Origin of the sequence: Candidatus Profftia tarda (genome assembly GCF_904848675.1) — a bacterium.
Classification (GTDB): Bacteria; Pseudomonadota; Gammaproteobacteria; order Enterobacterales; family Enterobacteriaceae; genus Profftia; species Profftia tarda.
In genome coordinates, this window is record NZ_LR890047.1 from 996231 (window position 1) to 1021027 (window position 24797).

General features: G+C 32.9%; 12 protein-coding genes, 2 tRNA genes, 1 rRNA gene and 1 pseudogene. 4 read left to right on the forward strand and 12 right to left on the reverse strand.

The window, feature by feature from the left end; translation table 11 throughout:
• Positions 1 to 112: 112 nt before the first annotated feature.
• From KTT71_RS02825 to dolP, 8 genes are all read right to left on the reverse strand, one after another.
• The gene (locus KTT71_RS02825) at positions 113 to 1486 is read right to left on the reverse strand and encodes an MATE family efflux transporter (protein WP_216782343.1); all 1374 of its coding nucleotides are present in this window, start codon (positions 1484 to 1486) and stop codon (positions 113 to 115) included.
• 2361 nt (positions 1487 to 3847) lie between these two features.
• A complete protein-coding gene (tkt, locus tag KTT71_RS02830; RefSeq protein WP_216782344.1) occupies positions 3848 to 5842 on the reverse strand; it encodes a transketolase in 1995 nt (664 codons plus the stop codon).
• Between the two features lie 286 nt (positions 5843 to 6128).
• A complete protein-coding gene (cysB, locus tag KTT71_RS02835) occupies positions 6129 to 7106 on the reverse strand; it encodes an HTH-type transcriptional regulator CysB (RefSeq protein ID WP_216782345.1) in 978 nt (325 codons plus the stop codon).
• Positions 7107 to 7868: 762 nt separating this feature from the next.
• Positions 7869 to 9485, reverse strand: coding sequence for a peptide ABC transporter substrate-binding protein (locus KTT71_RS02840; protein WP_216782346.1), 1617 nt, complete (start codon positions 9483 to 9485; stop codon positions 7869 to 7871).
• A gap of 1898 nt (positions 9486 to 11383) precedes the next feature.
• Positions 11384 to 11456 (reverse strand) — tRNA-Ala (locus KTT71_RS02845).
• A gap of 96 nt (positions 11457 to 11552) precedes the next feature.
• Positions 11553 to 11629 (reverse strand) — tRNA-Ile (locus KTT71_RS02850).
• A 70-nt stretch (positions 11630 to 11699) separates the two neighbouring features.
• A 16S ribosomal RNA gene (locus KTT71_RS02855) occupies positions 11700 to 13242 on the reverse strand.
• Between the two features lie 450 nt (positions 13243 to 13692).
• Complete coding sequence (gene dolP, locus KTT71_RS02860; RefSeq protein WP_216782764.1) at positions 13693 to 14289, reverse strand: division/outer membrane stress-associated lipid-binding lipoprotein; 597 nt, start codon at positions 14287 to 14289, stop codon at positions 13693 to 13695.
• Positions 14290 to 15874: 1585 nt separating this feature from the next.
• On the opposite strand from dolP, the pseudogene KTT71_RS03495 reads away from it, so the two are divergent.
• The 4 genes and pseudogenes from KTT71_RS03495 (at position 15875) to KTT71_RS03510 (ending at position 18185) form a co-directional block, all read left to right on the forward strand.
• Positions 15875 to 16108: pseudogene (locus KTT71_RS03495) on the forward strand (hypothetical protein).
• Between the two features lie 456 nt (positions 16109 to 16564).
• Complete coding sequence (locus KTT71_RS03500; protein ID WP_420885576.1) at positions 16565 to 16696, forward strand: hypothetical protein; 132 nt, start codon at positions 16565 to 16567, stop codon at positions 16694 to 16696.
• Positions 16690 to 17097, forward strand: a complete 408-nt coding sequence (locus KTT71_RS03505) for a hypothetical protein (RefSeq protein WP_420885577.1) — start codon at positions 16690 to 16692, stop codon at positions 17095 to 17097. The genes KTT71_RS03500 and KTT71_RS03505 overlap by 7 nt, the downstream gene beginning before the upstream one ends.
• Before the next feature lie 827 nt (positions 17098 to 17924).
• Complete coding sequence (locus KTT71_RS03510) at positions 17925 to 18185, forward strand: hypothetical protein (RefSeq protein WP_420885578.1); 261 nt, start codon at positions 17925 to 17927, stop codon at positions 18183 to 18185.
• A gap of 528 nt (positions 18186 to 18713) precedes the next feature.
• Here KTT71_RS03510 and yciA read toward each other — a convergent pair.
• From yciA to glyQ, 4 genes are all read right to left on the reverse strand, one after another.
• Positions 18714 to 19142, reverse strand: coding sequence for an acyl-CoA thioester hydrolase YciA (gene yciA, locus KTT71_RS02870; RefSeq protein ID WP_216782347.1), 429 nt, complete (start codon positions 19140 to 19142; stop codon positions 18714 to 18716).
• 120 nt (positions 19143 to 19262) lie between these two features.
• Complete coding sequence (locus KTT71_RS02875) at positions 19263 to 19799, reverse strand: septation protein A (protein ID WP_216782348.1); 537 nt, start codon at positions 19797 to 19799, stop codon at positions 19263 to 19265.
• A gap of 369 nt (positions 19800 to 20168) precedes the next feature.
• Positions 20169 to 22238 carry a glycine--tRNA ligase subunit beta gene (glyS, locus tag KTT71_RS02880; RefSeq protein WP_216782349.1) on the reverse strand — a complete coding sequence of 690 codons (2070 nt, stop codon included), beginning with the start codon at positions 22236 to 22238 and terminating at the stop codon, positions 20169 to 20171.
• A 17-nt stretch (positions 22239 to 22255) separates the two neighbouring features.
• Complete coding sequence (glyQ, locus tag KTT71_RS02885) at positions 22256 to 23173, reverse strand: glycine--tRNA ligase subunit alpha (protein ID WP_216782350.1); 918 nt, start codon at positions 23171 to 23173, stop codon at positions 22256 to 22258.
• Positions 23174 to 24797: the final 1624 nt, after the last annotated feature.

The following is a 24797-nucleotide window of genomic DNA, read 5'->3' on the forward strand; positions in this document are numbered from 1 at the left end:
AATGCTATATTTATTAAATTTATATAATTATTAATTATAGGAAAATCTTGCTCAAACTAGAATTTGAGACCTTGAAGATTCTAGTATATTAGATATCTTTCTATTGCGCATACTAATGAGCAGCCCGTTGTAAGATCCATACTGCTGGTTGATTCTGTAGCCAGCGTATGCGTAACGCAATCATAATAGCAGCAGCAGTTAGACCTATAATAAAACCGGTCCAGAAACCGCTTGGTCCCATAGCAGGAACTATATAATTTGTCAAAGCTAGAATATATCCGATAGGAAATCCTAAGAGCCAATAAGCTGTAAAGGTGATAAAGAAGATGGAGGCAGTATCTTTATAACCACGCAACACTCCACTACCAATAACTTGTATAGAATCAGAAAGTTGGTAAATTGCTGCTAAAAGCATCAAATGCGATGCCATAGTAATCACTTCCGGATTATCATTATAGAGGAATGCTATAGATTCACGGAATATGACTGTGAAAACAGCAGTGCATGCAGCCATGATCATCCCGACTGCAAGACTAGCTCGGGAAGCAATTTTTGCGTTATCTGCTGAACCTTCACCCAAGAGATAGCCGACTCGTATAGTAGCTGCTACTCCTAACGACATGGGCATGACAAACATCATAGAACTAAAGTTTAGGGCAATCTGGTGACCAGCTACTGCAACAATACCGAGTGGTGAAACTAAGAGCGCTACCACTGCAAACAAGGTTACTTCGAAAAATAGCGCTAAAGCTACAGGCATACCAATATTGATTAGGCGTTGAATTGTAATCCAACGCGGTGCTTCTATGCTGCGTTTAGGGCGCAGATCATAAAAATTTGAGGAGTGGCGGACATACCAACGCATAATAAAGTACATGACCCAATAAACGGTTCCTGTTGCTACACCGCATCCAACTCCACCAAGAGCTGGAGCACCTAACTTACCGTAAATAAAGATATAGTTAATAGGAATGTTTACTAAAAGACCTATAAAACCTATAACCATGCCTGGCTTAGTTTTGGATAAACCCTCACACTGATTACGTAGCACCTGGAATAAGAGATATCCTGGTGCGCCCCACATTATAGCATGCAAATATCCTATAGCTTTATTAGATAAATCATAATCAATATTACGCATCATATCGATGATATGTTTGGCGTTATAAAGTACCGAGATGATGATAGTTGAAATAACTAGTACTAACCAGAATCCTTGTTGTACTTGATGCCCTATCTTATCGCGTTGACCAGCACCATTAAACTGAGCAATAATAGGTATAAGAGCTAATAACAAGCCATGGCCGAATAGAATAGCTGGTAGCCAAATAGAGGTGCCAATAGCAACTGCTGCCATATCTATAGCACTAACGCCACCTGCCATAATAGTGTCAACAAAACCCATGGCAGTTTGTGAAATTTGCGCAATAATAACAGGAATAGCCAAAGTTAATAGGCTACGCGCTTCTATCCAATACTTCTGCACGTATACACCTTTATATTTTAAGATGGATAAAGGAAAGATCAGTAAAGACCTCTTTGCAAGAAAAACTAAATATAAAAATTCTATATTCAAAATAAATATAAAAAATCAAATAAAAACTAAGAAAATGAAATTATTCTTAGGATAAAATCGCCATCATATATTGATGCTTATACTATTATCGTTATGTGAAATACTCGTTAATTGATAAAATTATTAACCTGCAATATACCGTTCAGAAATAGCGCTAAACATGCATATATAGTCAATCTCATAGGCATAAAATATACACAAAATGCTGACCTATTATTATCAACACAATAAAATTGTGTATTGTTAATGATGAATGAAGATATGCTAATATATTGAATACATATATTTTATTTTATGCGTTAATTGAAGAAAATTCTAGAAAATTTTTATAAAACAGGTTATTGAAAATACTTATGTATATTTACTAGCGTCATTCAGTATATAGTTACGTTAGTATCCATTGCTAAAAACTTAAATTTTCTTACCTATGTATTAAAAATTCTAAAAAATAGATTCTGCTAGATCTATATCTTGCTTCATCAGTAGTTCATAATACTTGCTGTTTGACTGTTGCTAGGATTGAAGGCAAGTTAGTGATTTTTGATTTAATGATATAGATAGTGCACCTTACTAACCTAGGTCAAGTAATAGGGCTGGATGCTTAGTTTATCTGAATCATGCGACAAAATTCAACGAAGAATAGGTAGTCCTTACTATATTAGGAATATATAATAAGGACTCCTGAAATTGTGAATATTATTATTTCAAAAAATCATTATTAATTTTTTCAAAATGCAAATTAATAAACTTATAAAATACTTTTTGAAAAAAGTATTTACCGGCATTCCTATCTTAGTTTAACTATTAATTTTGTGATCAACAACCGTTTCTGTGTATATCTTATCCAAAATATTTTTTACTTACTACCTTAAGGTCGAGTTGCTTAGAGGCTAGAGTAATTATCAAGACCAACTGGCAAACACAGGCAGTCCTAAATAATTTAGAGTACTTTTGTCTTTTTATAGATTATATTAATAATAAGTAAAACAAACAAATAAATATTTATCTATAAATAAAGTAAAGCAACTTTTTTCTTATAAAAGAAAGAATAGCATGATTAAGATATGTATACAAAAGACATAAGCTTAAAATTTCGCATCTTATTAAATTTAGATGTAATAATAGTTGTGGATGTAACTATAAACCTTATAAACATCAACTTTCTTTTTCAAGAAATGCTATAAAATAGCAAAAATCAATAATTTATAATGATTTCATTATAACTACTAAAACATCACTTAGAGAAAAGAGCATTAGAAAGAAATATGCTAATCCGTTATTTATTTTCTCATGTAATTAAGATTTTTATATAAAGATAGTTGACTGCAAAATGATATATGAGAAAAATAAATTAGCATACCTTCTATCTATAATAAAATACAAATAGAAAGTTGCAGATGATATTTTAATATTCAGCACATCTATATATATTTTATCAACTTACTAAGATATTAAAATATAATTTTAAATAGAGATATTGAAATTTATATCCATAAATCCTTTATGAAAATCTCTATATGATTTTTAAAAGATTGTGAATTTTTTATGTAATTATATAATTTAATTATTGTTTTACGTATCAGTAAATGCTTAAAGAAGCTGTATGATAGGATCAATCATAATATAGAAATCTTTAATTTTATGATACTTGATTTTATCTATAGCTCATATCAAAGTATATGAGTGATGTTAAGTGAACATAATTTAACATATATCACACTGTATATATGTTGCATAAAAATGAATCGTATTTTTAAACTATATTTATAGTAGAAAACATCCTGAATAATCTATATAATCTTTAACTAGATGATGTTTCCTGTTATTTATTTATAACCAAATAGATTATTTGTATTTTTACAATCTAACAACTAAGGGTAGTAAAAATTGCAAAATAATAAATCTTTACTTATCTTCAGATAATGTGATATTTCTTTAGAAATATTAACAAAAAGTGACATACAATCTTCATTAGCATTAGGATTAATAGTCATTGTTATATTTAAATGCTCAGAAATATTCTTATAAATAATTTATTGATTATCTTTATCTATTAAATAAATTACTTCCTATTAAGCATACTGCAGTCTTCCTAAGAAACTTGATAATATTTTATATAAATAATAGTTAATAATTTTCTATGCTGTTCTATAATATGCAGATAACCTAAATTATTTAATGAAAAGAGCAACTAATAGTTGCTATTAAAATCAGAAATAGCAAAAACGGAATTACTACAAAACTCCGTTTTTGCTAGAAATAAATATCTGACTACTTGATCAATTCTTTGGCTGTAGCAATAATATTCTCTGTAGTAAAACCAAACTCTTTAAACAATACATCAGCTGGTGCTGATGCTCCAAATGTAGTCATACCAATAATACCGCCATCTAAACCAACGTATTTATACCAAAAGTCAGAAATACCAGCTTCTATTGCAATACGAGCAGTAACTTCCGGTGGTAATACAGATAAACGATAGTCAGTATCTTGTTTATCAAAAACTTCGCTAGAAGGCATAGAGACTACTCGTATTTTGTGTCCTGCAGATATCATTTTACTTGCAGCTTGCATGGCAAGGTTAACTTCTGAACCGGTTGCAATAAAGATGAGCTCTGGGTCTCCAGTACAGTCTTTTAGGATATAACCCCCGCGAGAGATATTACTAACTTGCGTCGGAGTGCGAACCATCTGTCGTAGATTTTGTCGAGACAATATAAGAGCAGATGGACCATCATTGCGCTGAATAGCACACTGCCAAGCAACAGCAGATTCGACCTGATCACATGGACGCCATGTATGAATATTTGGTGTTAAGCGCAGCATTGATATCTGTTCGATAGGTTGGTGAGTTGGGCCATCTTCCCCTAAACCAATAGAATCATGAGTATAAACGAATATATTTCGAATCTTCATTAATGCTGCCATACGCACTGCGTTACGTGCATATTCCATAAACATCAAGAAAGTTGCACCGTATGGCAAAAATCCACCATGCAATGCAATTCCATTCATAATAGCAGACATGCCAAATTCACGCACACCATAATGTATATAGTTACCAGATATTGCTGTGTTGAGGGACTTAGAGCCAGACCAGATAGTCAAGTTACTTGGGCTTAAATCAGAAGAGCCACCCAAAAATTCTGGAAGAAGTTTGCCAAAAGCCTCTAGAGTATTCTGTGACGCTTTGCGACTAGCAATATTAGCAGGATTTTCTTGCAAATGATTAATAAATTTTTTTGATTCTTTAGTCCAACAAGCAGGAAGTTCGCCTATTACGCGACGTTTAAATTCAGCAGCGAGCTCAGGAAATGAATCTTGATAAGAGGACATTTTTGTATTCCAATCTCTTTCTTTATTCATACCTGCCGCCCTAGCATCCCATTGAGTATAAATATCTTGAGGAATTTCAAAAGGGGCATAATTCCATCCCAATGCTTTGCGAGTAGCTTCGATTTCAACTGTACCTAATGGCGAGCCATGTGATTCGTGAGAGCCCGCTTTATTTGGAGAGCCAAAACCTATAGTAGTTTTGCAGATAATAAGAGATGGTTTATCTTTTATGTTGCGCGCTTTTTCAATTGCATTTTTGATATCATTGCGGTTATGCCCATCGACGCCGCAGATAACATTCCAACCATAAGATTCAAAACGATTAGTAGTGTTATCAGTAAACCAACCTTTAACATGACCATCAATAGAAATACCGTTATCATCATAGAATGCTATCAGTTTTGCTAACCGTAGGGTACCTGCTAAAGAACAAACTTCATGAGAAATTCCCTCCATCATGCACCCATCCCCTAAAAATACATAGGTGTAGTGGTTAACTATTTCATGATTAGGGCGATTAAACTGCGCTGCTAAAGTACGCTCAGAAATGGCCATACCAACTGCATTGGCAATACCCTGTCCAAGTGGACCAGTAGTAGTCTCAACACCAGGAGTATAACGATATTCTGGATGACCGGGAGTTTTTGAATGCAGCTGGCGAAACTTTTTGATTTCATCAATTGGCAGATCATAACCAGAAAGGTGTAACAAACTATAAATTAACATTGATCCATGACCATTTGATATAACAAATCGATCACGATCAACCCAATCTGGATTGGCTGGGTTGTGGTTCATGTAATCACGCCACAGAACTTCCGCGATATCAGCCATTCCCATAGGAGCGCCTGGATGACCAGAATTAGCTTTCTGTACAGCATCCATACTAAGTGCACGGATCGCATTGGCAAGCTCTTTACGATAAATCATTTTATACTCCAAATAAGGATTTTAAAATATAGGTTTCGAAGTTTTTCATAAACTACCTCTCAAAACCGCAATACCTAAGACAAGATGAACGTGTTAAAATTATATAATCTCTTACAACAAGATATTAATAATAATTAATACAGATTCTATGAGAATTAAATATATAATAAAGGAAAACTTCTGTACTTTAAATTAGAGTAAAAAGATCTATATTAAAGATATTCCAGGGGGGATTTCTTAAAGAGAATATGAAAATAAATATCCTACAAATTAATTGTGATTAATCTTATGATTGAATAGGCAACTCAATATCTTTAAACATATTATCTATTTCTTTATTGGAGCGCAGCATCAGAGCAGCATCTACAATGTCTCTTGTTAAATATGGAGCAAAAAGCTCGATAAAATCGTACATATAGCTACGTAAGAAAGTACATCGACGCAAACCTATCTTAGTCGTACTATAAGTAAATATATTATCGCTAGCTATCGTTACTAGATCGGAATCTTGGATTGAATCGACTGCCATATTAGCAATCACTCCAACACCCAATCCTAATCGTACATAAGTTTTAATTACATCTGAATCTGTAGCGGTGAAAACAATTTTAGGAGATAGACCTGCACGATTAAATGCGGTATCTAGTTCAGAACAACCTGTAAAACTAAAAGTATAAGTCACAATAGGATATTTTGCTAACTCTTCTACAGTAATAGATTTTTTGCTAGCTAAAGGGTGGTCTACCTTCACAACTACAGCACGATTCCAATGATAGCAAGGCAGCATAATCAAATCTTCATAGAGGTCAGGAGCTTCAGTAGCTATTGCAAAATCTACATATCCTTTGGAAACAGATTCAGCAATTTGTAGAGGTGATCCTTGATGCATGTGCAGGGAAACTCGCGGATAACGCTTAATAAAATCTTTAATTACTACAGGTAAGGCATAGCGCGCTTGTGCATGAGTTGTCGCAATATACAATGAACCCTGGTCCGGATAAGTATATTCACCCGCAATAGTTTTTATCCCATCAACCTTAGATAGCACTTCACGTGCAATTCTGATAATTTTCTGCCCTACTGGCGTAATCTGAGTTAGATGCTTTCCGCTGCGAGAAAAAATCTGAACACCCAGTTCATCTTCAATCATGCGTACTTGCTTACTAATTCCTGGCTGAGATGTATAGAGACTTTCTGCGGTTGAAGATATATTCAGATTGTGGTTAACAACTTCCACAATGTAACGAAGCTGCTGTAATTTCATATCTGATACCTTTCTAGGTTAGGACTCTTAGCGCAATAATAGTCTTAAATAAATGGTATTGTTAAATATAGGCTATTTCATTCATTTTTAACGCATTTATCATACATAGACTAGAATAAATTATAATTCATTAATAAAAAAATTTTTTCGACATACCATTTTATTAATTTATACATAACATGTAATTAGCTCATAACTGATGACAGCATAGGATATTCTCGTATGATACGAGCATACATGCAGTGGATTACACATAATATGCAAACAGAATAACAGAAAAAGATCTACGTAAGTCATTGTTATTGATCAGACAGAATATACAACACAGAAGTTTATGCGTAACTAAATAATAAGGTAAATTACTATAAGTCATGACAGCTTTAAAAACAGCTAGAGCCTAAAAATATTTTATAAAAAATGTAATTTTTATCAGCACACATCAAAATGATTCTATGTAATCATAGACTAAGTTGCTTCGACTAAACTTAAATTACATTATAAATTTATTTATTTCTACAAAATTATTTCCAGATCAGCCATACAAATATAAAGATCTATTTGACTGCTCCCAAAACAAACTATATTAACTCAAGAATAAGTATAAAATCATATTTGACTAAATATGATTGTCAAAAAAGCAGATAAAAATTTATAATAAATAAAAGAGCATAAATAAAGATAAGATGAATCAATATTTTAAATTCTGCATTTTTTAAACCTTGTTTTTATAAAACTAATAACAAGTATCGCCCTTACACTAGACTAGTGTTTTAATATGTACATACTTCGACTATATGCTACATCTGATGTATTATTGATAGGATAACCTTTAACCCAGCTCTTTATTAAACGACCATTAGTATATTGATAGATTGGAGCAACAGGAGCCTGTTTAGCAATCAACTGCTCAGCCTGAGCATAAGAATAATTACGCTTAATAGGATCAGTTTCTTCAGAAGCTATTTGCAACAGTTTGTCATAATCAATGCAACTAAATTTAGCAATATTTCCGGTATGCGTGGAAGTCAATAGTGATAAAAATGTTGATGCATCATCATAGTCTCCTATCCATGATGCTCGTACCACATCGAATTTACCAGTGTTGCGACTATCTAGGTATGATTTCCACTCCTGATTATTTAAATAAACTTGAGCTCCAAGAACTTTTTTCCACATAGATGCTATAGCAATTGCAATATTTTGATGGTTTTCAGATGTATTATACAATATAGTTAGTTTTAGTTTTTTCTTTTCTCCGTATCCTGCTTCTTTCAGCCAAGATTTTGCTTGCTTATTACGTTCTAACTGTGTTAATGCATGAATATGAAGTGGTATATCCTTAAATCCAGTAGTTACATTCGGAGTAAGTTGATAAGCTGGTTTTTCACCAGTACCTAGTACTTTATTTGCGATAATATCGCGATCTATTGCATATGAAAGCGCAAGTCGAACACGGACATCATTTAATGGCGGTTTCTGTGTATTAAATGCATAATAATAAATTCCCAATTGATCAGGCGTATAAACCTGATCGGGAATGTCTTGCATCAATTTGTGGTACATATTTTTAGGGAATGATTCAGTTATATCAATGTCACCCGCTAAATATCTTTTAGTCGCAGCAGATTCCTGATTGATGGGAAGAAATGTCACTTTGCTCAGCACTGTATTTTTATAATCCCAATAGAAAGGATTTGGCTTAAGTACTATTTTTTCATTCACTATACGCTCTTGCATAGAAAATGCACCATTACCAACTAAATTTTCTGGCTTAGTCCAATTATTACCATATTCTTTAACTTTTTTTTGTGGAACTGGAAATAAGCTAACGTTAGATAGAAGGCTTATAAAGAACGGAACTGGTTTATCAAGTTGAATAATTAATGTATGTAAATCAGGTGCAATTACCCCTAGCTTATTAATGGGTAATTTGCCATGAATTATATCATTAGCATTAGCAATCCCAGCTATTTGAGCAATCCAGGCAAAAGGAGAAAGCGTTTTAGGATCTACCAAGCGCTGCCAGCTATAAATAAAATCACTGGCTGTTACCGGATCACCGTTTGACCATTTGGCATTATTGCGCAACTTAAATACATAACGTTTATGATCAACAGTATGCCAGCTTTGGGCTACTCCTGCCTCAATATTGCCTGATGCTCCCACGTTAACCAAACCCTCGAACAAATCACGTAGAACTTGCGCCTCCGGTAGGCCAACAACTTTAGCAGGATCTAGCGATTCCGGTTCATCCTTAATATGACGAACAATTTCTTGTTTTTCTGCTAGCTGATCTCCAGCCAGAACCTGAGCAGCTTTTGCTTTTATAAAGCTTGAAGCCATAAATGCAGCTAATATGGTCAGACGGAAAAGATGCATGAATATAAAACCTTATAATATATAGAAAGTTATTAATATGACCAACTGACGTGTTTTAGTTTATAACATTTCTTTAATATGGTCTATTTTGTTTAGATTTATAATCTAAATTGATTCAGAAAGCAGATAAATAAAAGTATTTAGACTCATGACATTATCAGTAACATTCTTACATGATACATGGTATAATTAAGCTAGCAATAAACAGGAATATCATATCTGAATTAGGGATAATCTTATTTTAATACGGCAGTCCGTTAGATACTTTCTCTTTTATAATATTTTCTTAAAACTCATAAAATTTCTTATTAGATATTATCACTATAAAGACACTAGAATTCTGATAAATAATTTCTCTGAGTTATAGAAACACTAAGAACTATAGATTTTTATAGCATTACCTTAGAAATCAACAATGAAAAATTTTATAGATAGTTTTAAAACTTCATAAAATCAGTTTTATTTTGGTCCCTGTATTTCTAACTTAAATTATGAATATATCAGTCAAGAAGTAATGAATAAATAAAAATTATAAAAATATGTTTTTTATATTTATTCTATATATTGATTAATCTAAATTTATTGAAGAAATCAACCAATAGAAACAGCATTCCAGGAATATAGTATAATTGTCTAATCCAGATCCTAAATTGCAATATCATTCTCATGGCTAATAGATTTGTAGCGTACTGGGATTTATTGATTTCTAACTTAGAGCAGTGTTAGAATTTTTATAGAATTAGGTAATATTTTAAATCATTTAAGTTTGGCATATTACCACATAAGCAGATAAATTTGATTTGATCATAATATTTATTTCTTAAATTTATTAATGATAGCAGACCTTAATCGTAATCAATGTTTTATTAAGACATCTTATGTCTATAGATAAGATCGTTATTATACATGATGAAATAATAGAGAGGTTTTACTTTGTATTAAGACAGTAAATAATAATTGTCTTCCGTCAAAGAGTGCTACTCTTGATAATTTATATATATTTTGCATTTTTAGAAGTTGTATTATATTCTATAATTTTATCGAGATCACAGTATAAAATTTTATTAACTTTAAGAGATTACAATCACTATCTTACCTATACATATAATAACATTATTTGCTTATATTTGCTTCGTTTACTTTGATAAAGATATCAAAATATTTTTAAAGTATCACTTTATAAATTATGGAATAAATTTTATTTTTTAATTAAAAATATCTAAGATAATATTATTAACGCAATGATCTGAATAACGATTACAAGAACTCTATATCATTTTATATATAAAATGATATAGAGTTTAACCTCTATAAAAACTGTTGTATAACGAAAGTATATTACAATTAAAGAATGCGGTAAAAGCGCGTTAAAATTTATGTACTTTAATGATAGCTGATGTATATCGAATGAATATACCAATAAAATTATATCAAAATTTAAAATATGTACTTAAATTACCTGGTTGGAGATAAAAAATATTTTAATCCAGAAGAGAGTAAAAATTTGATTAATAAAATTATAACCATATATAATAATTAATAGTTGTATCAGAAGAATTAAGTTATTGTCTTTATTTTAAAGGTAAATACAAAATATTATAAAGTAAATTTAAGAATGTTATTGCATAATCTAAAGTATTATTAATTTATATTATACTAATGTTTATAATAGATTTATTAGTTGCTCTAAGATATTCTTTATAATATATTATTAGTAGTATATTTGATGAATATCAATAAATATATGCGTAAATTAATAGTTGTAAATAAGACGAAAAGCGGAATTATTTCCTCAGTTTTAATAATTACTGCGAATAAGTAAAATAAATTAATTTTAGAAGATCTAATATAAAATTTTTTATAATGATTAATTATTGAAGATTTAACAGGAGCTATTGTGGAGCTATGCGGGTTCGAACCGCAGACCTCCTGCGTGCAAGGCAGGCGCTCTACCAGCTGAGCTATAACCCCATGCGGTATAAATATTAATTTTAATTCAGCATAGAACTGCTATTTCTTGAACAGGAAGCAATAGCAGTTCTATGCTGAATTTTTTATAAAATAATCTGGTAGGCCTGAGTGGACTTGAACCACCGACCTCACCCTTATCAGGGGTGCGCTCTAACCACCTGAGCTACAAGCCTATATAGGGTATATTCGCTAGTTTTTATCAGACAATCTGTGTGGGCACTGCATTTAACGTTATCTTATATTTAAGGAGGTGATCCAACCACAGGTTCCCCTACGGTTACCTTGTTACGACTTCACCCCAGTCATGAATCACAAAGTGGTAAGCGCTCTCCCGAAGGTTAAGCTACCTGCTTCTTTTGCAACCCACTTCCATGGTGTGACGGGCGGTGTGTACAAGGCCCGGGAACGTATTCACCGTAGCATTCTGATCTACGATTACTAGCGATTCCGACTTCATAGAGTCGAGTTGCAGACTCCAATCCGGACTACGACATACTTTGTGAGGTTTGCTTGTTCTTGCGAGTTCGCTGCTCTTTGTATATGCCATTGTAGCACGTGTGTAGCCCTACTCGTAAGGGCCATGATGACTTGACGTCATCCCCACCTTCCTCCAGTTTATCACCGGCAGTCTCCTTTGAGTTCCCACCATTACGTGCTGGCAACAAAGGATAAGGGTTGCGCTCGTTGCGGGACTTAACCCAACATTTCACAACACGAGCTGACGACAGCCATGCAGCACCTGTCTCAGAGCTCCCGAAGGCACTAAGCTATTTCTAGCTAATTCTCTGGATGTCAAGAGTAGGTAAGGTTTTTCGCGTTGCATCGAATTAAACCACATGCTCCACCGCTTGTGCGGGCCCCCGTCAATTCATTTGAGTTTTAACCTTGCGGCCGTACTCCCCAGGCGGTCGACTTAACGCGTTAGCTCCGGAAGCCATACCTCAAGGGCACAACCTCCAAGTCGACATCGTTTACAGCATGGACTACCAGGGTATCTAATCCTGTTTGCTCCCCACGCTTTCGCACCTGAGCGTCAGTCTTTGTCCAGGAGGCCGCCTTCGCCACTGGTATTCCTCTAGATATCTACGCATTTCACCGCTACACCTAGAATTCTACCTCCCTCTACAAGACTCTAGCTGACCAGTTTCAAATGCAATTCCTAAGTTAAGCTCAGGGATTTCACATCTGACTTAATTAGCCGCCTGCGTGCGCTTTACGCCCAGTAATTCCGATTAACGCTTGCACCCTCCGTATTACCGCGGCTGCTGGCACGGAGTTAGCCGGTGCTTCTTCTGCGAGTAACGTCAATTACTTCAGCTATTAACTGTAGCACCTTCTTCCTCGCTGAAAGTACTTTACAACCCGAAGGCTTTCTTCATACACGCGGCATGGCTGCATCAGGCTTGCGCCCATTGTGCAATATTCCCCACTGCTGCCTCCCGCAGGAGTCTAGACCGTGTCTCAGTTCCAGTGTGGCTGGTCATCCTCTCAGACCAGCTAGAGATCATTGCCTAGGTAAGCTATTACCTTACCTACTAGCTAATCTCATCTGGGCACATCTAATGGCGTGAGGCCCTAAGGTCCCCCACTTTGGTCCTAAGACATTATGCGGTATTAGCTACCGTTTCCAGTAGTTATCCCCCTCCATTAGGCAGTTTCCCAGACATTACTCACCCGTCCGCCGCTCGTCACCGAGAGAGCAAGCTCTCTTGTGCTACCGCTCGACTTGCATGTGTTAGGCCTGCCGCCAGCGTTCAATCTGAGCCATGATCAAACTCTTCAATTAAAAGCTTGATTTGCTTAAATGAATTAAGCAATGCTTGAGATTAATATCAAATAATTAAAATAATTTATTATCTGGTTAATCATCAAAAATTTAACATTTTATTGCCCGAAGACAATAGATATTGTTTAATGAGTGCCCACACAGATTGTCTGATAAATTGTTAAAGAGCATCGCCAATATCTTATTATTGACGAAAGATAATAATCATATCCTTTTAAATAAGAATGGTCAATCTTTTTTTTAAAAAAAAACAAATATTAATAATAAATAATTTTACTTATTTTTTCTAATACTTATTAGAAATTATAAAGGATGACTTGATAGTCACAAGCATTTATTTTATAAAAATCGTTACTTATCATATAATCAACACAGATGTTTTTGCACTACATAATCAAGTATTCAGGAGCAGGATACTTTAATAGATAAAGACCGTTAGTTAACAAGTGCTTATTTTAAGATATTAAATGCGGTAGTAACTCGCTTAACTCCATCAATATGACTAGCAATTTTCGCAGCAACCTTACTTTCTTTAGAAGTAACTAGACCTAGCAGGAATACTTCACCATTCTCAGTTATTACTTTTATGTTAGGAGACTTTATAATATCGCTAATTAATAGTTCTGAACGAACTTTAGTAGTAATCCACAAGTCATGTGATGCTGTTTCTAAACTAACCGGTTTTTCATTGCGTATTTCGTTGTATACTGCATTCCTACCATTCATATCAATTGCTATCTGTTGAGCACAAGTAATTAGTTCGTTTGATGGTGCTTGCCCAGTTAACAAAATATTCCCCTGGTAAACAGTAACACTAATACGTGCTTCTTCTTTTAATTCTTTATTTTTATAAAGTGCATTAAATACACGAGACTCTAAAGTACCATCATCGACTTGTGTACCTAGACTCCTTGGATCAATAGCAGTTTTAGCCGCAAAAGCTGCTCCACCAATAACGGTAGCAGCAAGACATCCGTGAAGAAATAAACTAATTATAATGACGAGTGCAATTGGAACATAACCGGTTAGGGGAAGATCCTTAGTCATCATGACTCCTTAAATCATCTGCAATAAGAAAAGAAATATCTTAGTTTTTATTTGATGCAGAAGCAATGATAGAACAGTTATACTGAGTTAGATTCCTTAATAATTAAAATAAGAATATTTACAGTATAAAATATTAAAAATATTTCTTGCATTGATCTAGATTTATGAAAATGATTAATCAACGTTAATAATTTTTGAGATCGTTGCGAACAATGATCATATCATCATAGACAGTAATATAGTACATATATATTAAGATGTCTTAATATAATATTTTCTTGTTAATTCATAATTTTGGTTCAACCAATAGAGAAGTGTAAAAGCAATTTTTATAATATCTAAAATTTCTGGATAAATTAACTATGACTGGATGCATTCATTGTGATTTGTATATTTTCTTTTGACTATTACTCCTATGAAACAATCAACAGTCAATTATACCTCTTTATGCGATTTCGTGATGTTGTCATAGTTTTTATAAAACTAACATAATGGACATATTGGATGAAATCTTGCTTAGACATTTGTAATCTATCAAAAATTATAATACAGATAAACAACAAATAGAAAACTTTTAAAAAATCTAATTTCTTTTTAGAGCGAGTCTTTTATCAAACTATTCTTAAGTAATAGGAATTAAATTATAAATTATACAGATACCATACAACCTTAATCGATATGTAAATATTAGACTCATGTAGTCAATAATTACTTTGTAGATTGTTGATGTCTATTGAGTAGACACATGATTAAATAGAATTATCTATTCTGGTAATTTAATTATAACACAATATAATCTTCAAACTCCAAATTTTACTTCAGTGTGTAAATTACTAAATATTTTGAATACATAAGTTAAATGTAGATACAATATTTATTTAGATTTAATTATGAGATCATTCATATTTTAAGTAAGTTTAATCATACCTCTAAAATAGGTAAATATTAAGCAATTAACTAAATAAAATATTAAATGTTAGAAACATAATATTGTTTTATATCAGCTAAATCCCTTATTCTAATAGATGTTCTTTTCTCATGTCATCATATAAGATGATGATGTAAATTAAACCAAAAACTAAAAATTAAAAATAAAAAAAGCAAGAAGAGCGATAGAATAAATTTATTCAGCGAGAAATAATGTATGCATAAAATAGAAATATGGGATGCATGCATCCCATATATTAAAAAATATGAATCTAGTGATTCCAGACAATAAGCTAATTGTTCTAGCTAGACTACCAGGATCGGGAACTCTTATCTAGTATTTGATACCCCTACTCCGAAGGACAACGATGCTATATTGACTCAATGTCGATCTATGCGCGGCAATTTATTTCGTTGATGCCGAAACCTGATGTATACTATATGGATGGTTTATTACTAGCTATTTAATTGAACAGAAAGCTAGTGCTCATAACCCTAGATCTAACGTCAGAACTATGACTAATATAAATGATTAAATAAGACTTATATTTGCTAGAATTACTAATATACACTGCCCAGATCACAGCATTTTGTTAGTTATACAAACTGTTATCCAATTAGTAGATAATATTTATATGTAATCATAAGACAAATTTTGATGCTCTTGGCGCCGATAATAAACGATTCCAAAGGTCTCTATAAAAATACTCTGTCAAATCTAGCAGCACTAAGATATATACGTGCAAGCATCGATGGCGAAGTTTATGACTAATGAGATCCTCCCAAAATAGAAATGCATAAGAAACATACAGTTGAAGTTGTTGTTGATCGCTTTAGGATACGCTATGTTATATCTCAATGCTTAGTCGAATCTCCCAAAACTGCTCTTTAGCTTTCTTTTAGCTCTGCCATCATCGCAGATATCAATGATGCTACAGAACCATAATTACTATTTTCGGCTAATTTTGCCTGTCCGATTTGTAACTATAGTACGTGGGAACTAGAACCAAAGTATATTTCATCTAATAATCTTAAGGACTGCTACCCAATTTGCCACAGCTTAGGTATATAAGAGTATTTTGAGAAATATCGCATTATAAAAATTACCCGTTATCTTTAGATAATGGCCTATTATAGATTGTAATAAACGTGATTCCTGTTCTTTACAGATACTATAGTCTATAGATCGTCATTATTATTTAATCTAGATTCCCTATTCGATAATGTGGATGAGGAGACACAGAAGCATCGCTGTACGATTCTGGTGAAGAGTTGATTAATTTTAAGCATATCAATAATCTATAAGATATTCATATATAACCGTACTTCTAAAGGCGTACTGTGTAATATGCAGCGTCTTTATCAGGACGCTGCATATTACACAGTACGAAAAGAGATGTCACATTTTGTCAAAACCCGTTGCTATCCTGCATGGTACGGTACTAGGTTACGAAAAACTCTAACAACATCTTTGTGGTAAGAACCACACTGCTAGAAATTTCTGATTTAACCATCAAAAACACGATTGAATTTCTTCATAATATCAAACTGCAAGGTCATATTGCAAGAATTGCTAAAAATATTACAAAAGATATGAAAGACTGTCTATTTTTAGTCAACGTAGGCTTAAGCTATCTAAGTATATCACGCAATGCGAGAACGCGCTTCAGAAGAGAAGCACAACGTATCCGCTTAGCACAGCAGATTAAAGTAGGATTGATGGGTATCATTTACGTCCTAGATGAACCCTCAATAAGGACTATACCAAGAGAGATAATACTCCGTCTTCTAAAAATTCTTATGCATTTATGCGATCTAAAAAATATTGTCATGGTGGTTGAGCATGGCGAAGATCATACAATAATCAAATTATCTAATTGAAATAAGACCTGGTGCAAGAATTCACGGCGGAAAAGTAGTTGCCCAAGACTCAGTTAAAAACTTATATCAGCAGTAGAATCTGTAACAGGCTAATTTTTAAGCAGAAAACATAAAATTACAGTTTCTACTCAGCGCATAAATATTTATAATACCAAAATAATAAAGCTGATTGGTGTTAGTGGTAATAACTTGAAAATATGACGTTAAACATACCGATAGGTCTATTGACTTATATAACATGAGCTGCTGTTTCAGGTGAGTAGACGCTTATAAAGCGATACCTTATTCCCTATTGCGCAACGCTAAGTAAATGGTGCTAATATATCTAAGCTAGTATCTTATTTCAAGGTAGAAAGCAGGGAATATTGAGATAAAGTAATCTAAATTAACCAAACACCTATCGTTAGAACGCTGCGCTCAAATCTAGTAACTTATACTGGTATATTTGTGTTAATATGTAAACTATTTGTCCGCTGTATTAAAGTAGCGTGCTCGTGGATACAAATATAGAACGATTTAGTTTTAATATTCAAAGAGGACACTGTGAAGCCTTTCCAGATGAGGCATAATTAAAGCAGAAATGAACTTCCTATTGCATATCTACGTAACATGTGATCAGTGTAATACTCATCGGTATAATCGTGAAACGCTAGAGATCAACTATAAAGAGAAAAAATACAAAATTTTGGATATGATGTTTGAAGAAGAATACGAGTCTTTTATAAAGTCCCCGCTATTTCTCGTCAAATAAAAACCTTGATTGATGTAGGTTTGCCTTAGATCTTTTCAGATCATCCTGAAACGACACTGTCTGGTAGTGAGGCGCAGTGCTTAAAATATTCATAGAACTCTTAAAATACAGTACCGGTAAAACATTTTATATTTTAGATGAGCCAACTGCGGGTCTACACTTCTCTGATATTGATAAACTCTTAAAAGTATTGTATCAGTTACGAGATCATAGTGATACGATCTTAGTAATTGATCATAATGTAGACGTGATTAAAACTGCAGATTGGATAGTAGATTTAGGACCAGAAATTGGTAAGGATAAAGATAAATTATCTTTTCAGGAACGTGAGAAATGATAACTAAATGCGAGCAATAATATACAGCTATATTCTTAAAACCCATTCTCAAAAACTCTAATAAGCAGATCAAGGGATATAAATTTCATGCAATCAAAGGCTAAGTACATAACCATTAATATACTTAGATCACTAAGTTATACTCATAAAACTTAGAAATATATCGTATCCTATGATGTGTGAAATGATATATCAAGATTATGAAAATTTCCTTTTAATAAATCTTATAATAATCATGAAGCTTTTAAGATCTTTTATAGGTATGTTTATGAATGGGGATAATTGAAATAATAACTTTAAAAAAACAATTTTTAAAAGATATTTAAGAATCTAACGCAATTTATTATAATTTTTTATTATTTATACTCCTAATTAAATCAATATATAGCTAAATTAAAACCGTAATAACATACTAATTAATCTTAAAAATGATAATAACAAAATATTGTACATAAATATAATAAAATTATTATTAGTTATTTAAGTGTATAATTTTTTAGTTAACCTGACTATATCGCTATTTATAATTCAGTCATCTAATTCAATAGACAAATCTTTTTTACCTGCAGGTAAAGTACGTGATTTATTTTGATCATCAATAGCAACATAAATGAATACCGCTTCTGTAGCACAGTATCCTTGACCAATAAGATCTTCAGATAAGTTTTTTACCCAAATTTCTATATTTACCGTAATTGAACTACGGCTACTACGAATACTGCGAGCATAACAAGACACTACGTCACCGACAGATATAGGTTTAAGAAAATTTATGCCATTAACAGCCGCAGTAATAACCCTACATTCTGCTAGTCCTTTCGCTAAGATTGCACCTCCAATATCCATCTGGGACATAATCCAGCCCCCGGAAATATCACCATTGACGTTAGTATTAGCTGGCATTGCCAAAGTACGAAGGACCAGCTCTCCCACCGGGAGACGATATTTTTTACTCATACATTATTCATTAGTGTTAGTTTTTAGCTGTATTAATTCTATTTTGAAATAGGATTAATATCACGCAAATAGATAGAACACGGTATCTCCATTTTTGAGATATATTTTATTTTAAAAGACTTATTTACTATTTTTAGGCATATGAAAATAGATATATATGCCACTTAATAACGTGTTGATCAGAGTTAGAGCAGTAAGACCGAATACTTTAAAATTAACCCAGACGTTTTGAGGAGTCCATAACGCAACACAGATGTTAGCGATAGCACAGAACATAAAAAATAAAGACCAAGCATTATTTAAGCGATACCATACCACGTCAGGAAGAGAAATATCTATGTTCAATAGATATCGAATTAATGGTTTTTTACAGACTCTTTGACTCAAGATCAAACCAATAGAGAACAGCATATAAACTATGCTTACTTTCCACTTGATAAACAAATCGTTATGAAACACTAAAGTAAGTGTGCTGGAAACTACAACCATGAAAAAAGTGATAAGCGTAATTTTTTTTACTTTGCCATCTCTTAACCATGTTAAAATAACATCGATAGCTGTAGCAATAATCAATGCTCCTGAAGCATAATAAATATCATATATTTTATAAAAAATAAAAAAAACTGCTAGTGGCAAAAAATACAAAAGTTTTTTCATATACCTATCCATAAATCCGTTAAACTATTTGTTATACCATTTTAGTATGTTAAATATCTCTTCTAGCTACAGAAGGGCTTATTAATATGCTATTAATAACACAACATGTTAGAATAAATACATAACCTTTTAAATATACCAAAACTCTCTTTAATCATAATAGATAAGATACTATAAAAATTAATAGAGAAAATCAAAAAAATGTTTTCTGAGCTCAATAACAAATAATAGTTTTGTATTAAATATTATTAGTCAATTATTTTATATTTTATTTCTTTTATCAGTATTTTCTCTCGTTATTATTAAACTTATGAGATAGATAGGAGTAAAATTAACTCAATATGAAATTCTTTTTAGTCTAGGCATACCCTACTGAAGCACAGAAATATCAGCAACCTGAAGAAATAAATCTCGTATATTGCTCAATAAAGTTAAGCGGTTTCTTCGAATTTTTTCATCATCGTCTAGAACCATTACCTGTTCGAAGAAAGTATCAATAGGAACCCGCAGCTTAGCAAGTTCAGATAGCGCTTCTTGGTAGAGACCGTCAGCACAAAGAGTCTTTAACTTATCACTGAGAACAATTAAAGAATCTGCTAGCTTGATTTCTGCTGCTTTTTTCAATAATGAGATTTGAATAGTTTCTTCTAGAAATTCAGTCGATTTTGCCAAAATTTTAGATACACGTTTATTAGCAATAGTTAGTGCTGTATATTCAGGCAAAGTACGAAAATGAGCAACTGCTTTTATACGAGCTTCAAATTCAGCTGGCTTATTTGAATAGCACGACAAGACTGCCTGAATAGTATCTATCTCATAACCTGCTTCATGATACCATGAACGGAAGCGACCAAGCATAAAATCAACGACATCATCTACTACATTAATATTAGTAAGCTTATAGCCATACAAATTTACAGCTTTTTCAGTCAGAATAATTAGATCTAGTGGTAATTTTCTCTCAACAATAATCTGCATAATACCCAGAGCTGCTCGACGCAAAGCAAATGGATCTTTATCACCTTTTGGGCGTTGATTGATACCAAAAATACCTGTGATAGTATCTATTTTATCAGCGATAGCAAGAGAGCATGATATCGGATGTTCTGGCAGAACAGCGCCGGCATATATAGGCCAGTACTGTTCTCTTAGCGCAATAGCAACTTCTTCTTTTTCACTGTCGTAGCGCGCGTAGTGCATACCCATTATGCCCTGTATCTTAGTAAATTCAGATACCATATTAGTCATCAAATCGCATTTAGCCAAAAGGCCAGCGCGGTTGGCTAAATTAATATCAGCACCAATCTGGGATGCAACCCAACTAGATAACACGACAAGACGATTAGTTTTATCACGCAATGTACCTAGATCTTGCTGAAAAATCACGCTTTCTAAAAGAGGGAGATTATCTTCTAAACGTTTTTTGCGATCCATATCAAAAAAAAACTCAGCATCAACCAGACGCGAACGTACAACTTTCTCGTTACCAGAAATGATATATGCTGGATTTTTAGGCTCAATGTTAGTGACAAATATAAAATGTGGCAATAATTTACCTAAGACATCATAAATCGGGAAGTATTTTTGGTGATCCTGCATAGTACATACTAGAGCTTCATTAGGTATCGAGAGGAATCTCTTTTCAAACTTAGCAGTTAGCACTACTGGCCATTCAACTAGAGACGTTACTTCTTCTAATAGTTCTTCATTAATATCAGCTATACCACCTATTTTCTGAGCTGCTTGCTCTGCATCACGTCTTATGATCTCTTTACGAATCTTGTAATCTGCTATTACTTTGCCTTTGTCTATAAGTATTTGTGGATATTGGTCAGCATTCTTAATAATAAACTGATTTGAGCCCATGAAACGGTGCCCCCGTATCACGCGATCAGATTTTACACCCAAGATATTTGCGGGTATTACGTTGCTACCAAGTAATAAAGTCACTGTATGAACTGGACGCACGAACTGATTCTCGCTGTTACCCCATCGCATCATTTTGGGAATAGGCAGAGCTCTTAAAGCATCAGAAACAAGGCTAGGTATCAATTGCGTTGCACTATACCCTATCCTATTAGCACGAAACAATAGCCATTCACCTTTATCAGATATTGATCGCTCGGCATGATCTACAGTAATCCCGCAGCTACGAGCCCAAGCTTCAGCTGATTTAGTTGGTTTTCCTTCAAGATCAAACGCCTGAGCAATGGCAGGACCGCGTTTTTCAATTTTACGATCTGGCTGAAATAAATGCAGTGAGAAAACTTTCAACGCTATACGGCGTGGCGCCGCATACCAAGTGACTTCTCCATGTGCTAGGTATGCGTTATCTAGTCCAGTTATAAAATTAGCTGCAAAAGATTCTGCCAAAGAACGCAGTGATTTCGGAGGTAGTTCTTCAGTGCCGATTTCCGCTAGAAAAGTTTCTTGGATCATGGCTACCTTAAAGATTTTTAATTTATAATGGTGTTCTTACACATCGGAAAGCCTAGTGCCTTTCTTGAAGCATAGTATGCTGCAGATACTTCCTTTACTATGCTGCGAATGCGTAGAATATAGCACTGACGTTCGGTAACAGCAATTGCCTTACGGGCATCTAGCAAGTTAAAACTATGGGCTGCCTTTAGAATGCATTCATATGATGATAAGGGTAACGGTTTTTCTAAACACAATAACATCTTAGCTTCTTTCTCATAATGCTCAAAACAAGAAAAAAGAAATTTTACATCTGCGTATTGGAAGTTATAAGTAGACTGTTCCACTTCGTTTTGATGGAATAAGTCTCCGTAAGTCATTGTACCTGTTAAGCTAATATTCCAGACTAAATCGTAAACGTTATCTAATCCTTGAACATACATTGCAAGACGCTCCAAGCCATACGTAATCTCACCAGTAATAGGTTTACATTCTAAACCACCAACCTGCTGAAAATAAGTAAACTGAGTAATTTCCATGCCATCAAGCCACACTTCCCAACCTAACCCCCATGCACCTAGAGTTGGGTTTTCCCAGTTATCCTCGACAAATCGGATATCATGCACTAATAAATCTAGGCCTAACTCTTTGAGAGAATCTAGGTAGAGCTCCTGAATATTGTGAGGTGATGGTTTAAGCATAACTTGAAATTGGTAATAATGCTGTAATCTATTAGGATTTTCTCCATAACGACCATCAGTCGGACGGCGAGAAGGTTGAACGTAGGCAGTTGCAATCGGTTCTGGCCCTAATGCCTTTAGACAGGTCATTGGATGTGATGTGCCTGCGCCAACTTCCATGTCTAGTGGTTGAATAATAGTGCATCCTTGGCGCGCCCAATAATTCTGAAGATGCCATACCATACCTTGAAAGGTTGTAGTATCAAAATTTTGCATATTAAATTGAATATATTAATATTTCTTAAAATGTAAGTGTATTAAGTACTTTAGTTAACCTAATAAATTAAGTACATAAAATTAATAGGGTTTATTCATTAAGCAGTTATCTCAAAAAGTTTGGAATATATTTCATATAAATCGTTGCGTGCAACAGACTAGAACAAACATAGACAAGTACTGCGCAAAAATCCTAAGTAAGTTATAATTCTATACTATAGCACCATAAATTTAGTAAAATTAATAATACTTTATTGGTACGAAAATTAAAAGTTGTGGCATGCCAATATCCATCTAATTTATTTAGATCGTAAAAGGATAAAGATTGATTGCACTGATATATATTAGTAAACAACGTAAATTCATTTATTGAAATACATATCTTTCTATTTTCTTTCTAATACATTTAGTTAAACATTGATTACTAGGACAAGAAAGATTTATCAGATCATTGTAGAAGTCTATATTTATTGTGTACATTAGACTTCTTGCTCTTATTTTTATAAAATACCGAATGTAATACAGTCTAAAATAGCTCTATATCCAAGCAATAATGCTGACCATCTATACTTTTTTAATATCAGAAAAAATTCTTTTTTGCATTATTATTTCCGTAGAAAATAAAAGATTAGGATATAAAAGTGCATAATAAGGATATCTTATGCTTATATTATTACATGAATTTATCATCAATAAACAGGATATTAAAATATCCTAAATGCTAATAAACGATCTGCAGTAGATTACAACATAATACATTATGTTTCTATTCTTAATAGCTTTATATTTTATTTTAGATAATTTTCCGAAAAGAATACATAGTAAAACACATACAGTTAACTACTGATATAGTGTATAGATATGTAAATTTAGTTACTTCTATATCTTGCTTCATAAGATTCTTACGTCGATCATTATGTTTTAATGATTCAATGCAATTTTGAATGATGCATCTTTATTATCAATGCATAAAACATATGTTTTCATTCAATATAGTACAAGCAAGAAAAGACTGTTCTTGAATATAAATATTCATAACATACAAATGTTTATCAAAAAATTATATTCTTGCTATTTAGCAATCCTCTTAATCGAGTATTAGCGATACTGCTAAGTATCAGTAAGAGAGATTATCATAAGATCTGTATCTACATACTTTCTGCATAGTATGATAAAATCATGTTTATGACTAAACTATTGTAAGTGCGATTTACATTAGAAGATGATTTACTAGTATTCATCGTTAGACACTGATAATATTATTTTTATTTTTATTTTTTCTTTATATTTAGGCTATTATCAGTAGCCACTACCATACTAAAATCAAATTAGCCAATTTATACTGTATCAGTAAGATTGACAAGGAACTAGTTCTGATTATATCATCATATAGTTTTTCTGTATCTCTAAATATTACTTATTTGTGTATATATTTTAAAAATAAATAGAAATAGATAATTTTACGGATACTAGAATCTTATAAATAATATAAGTTACCACACGATCTTTATCGGTAAGATAAATATCAGTAAGATAAATAATAGTTATTCTAGGAACATTGTAATAAATTTGGGGCGAACTAATGAGTTAGCTAATTGATTATCACTCAATGCATTATACTTAT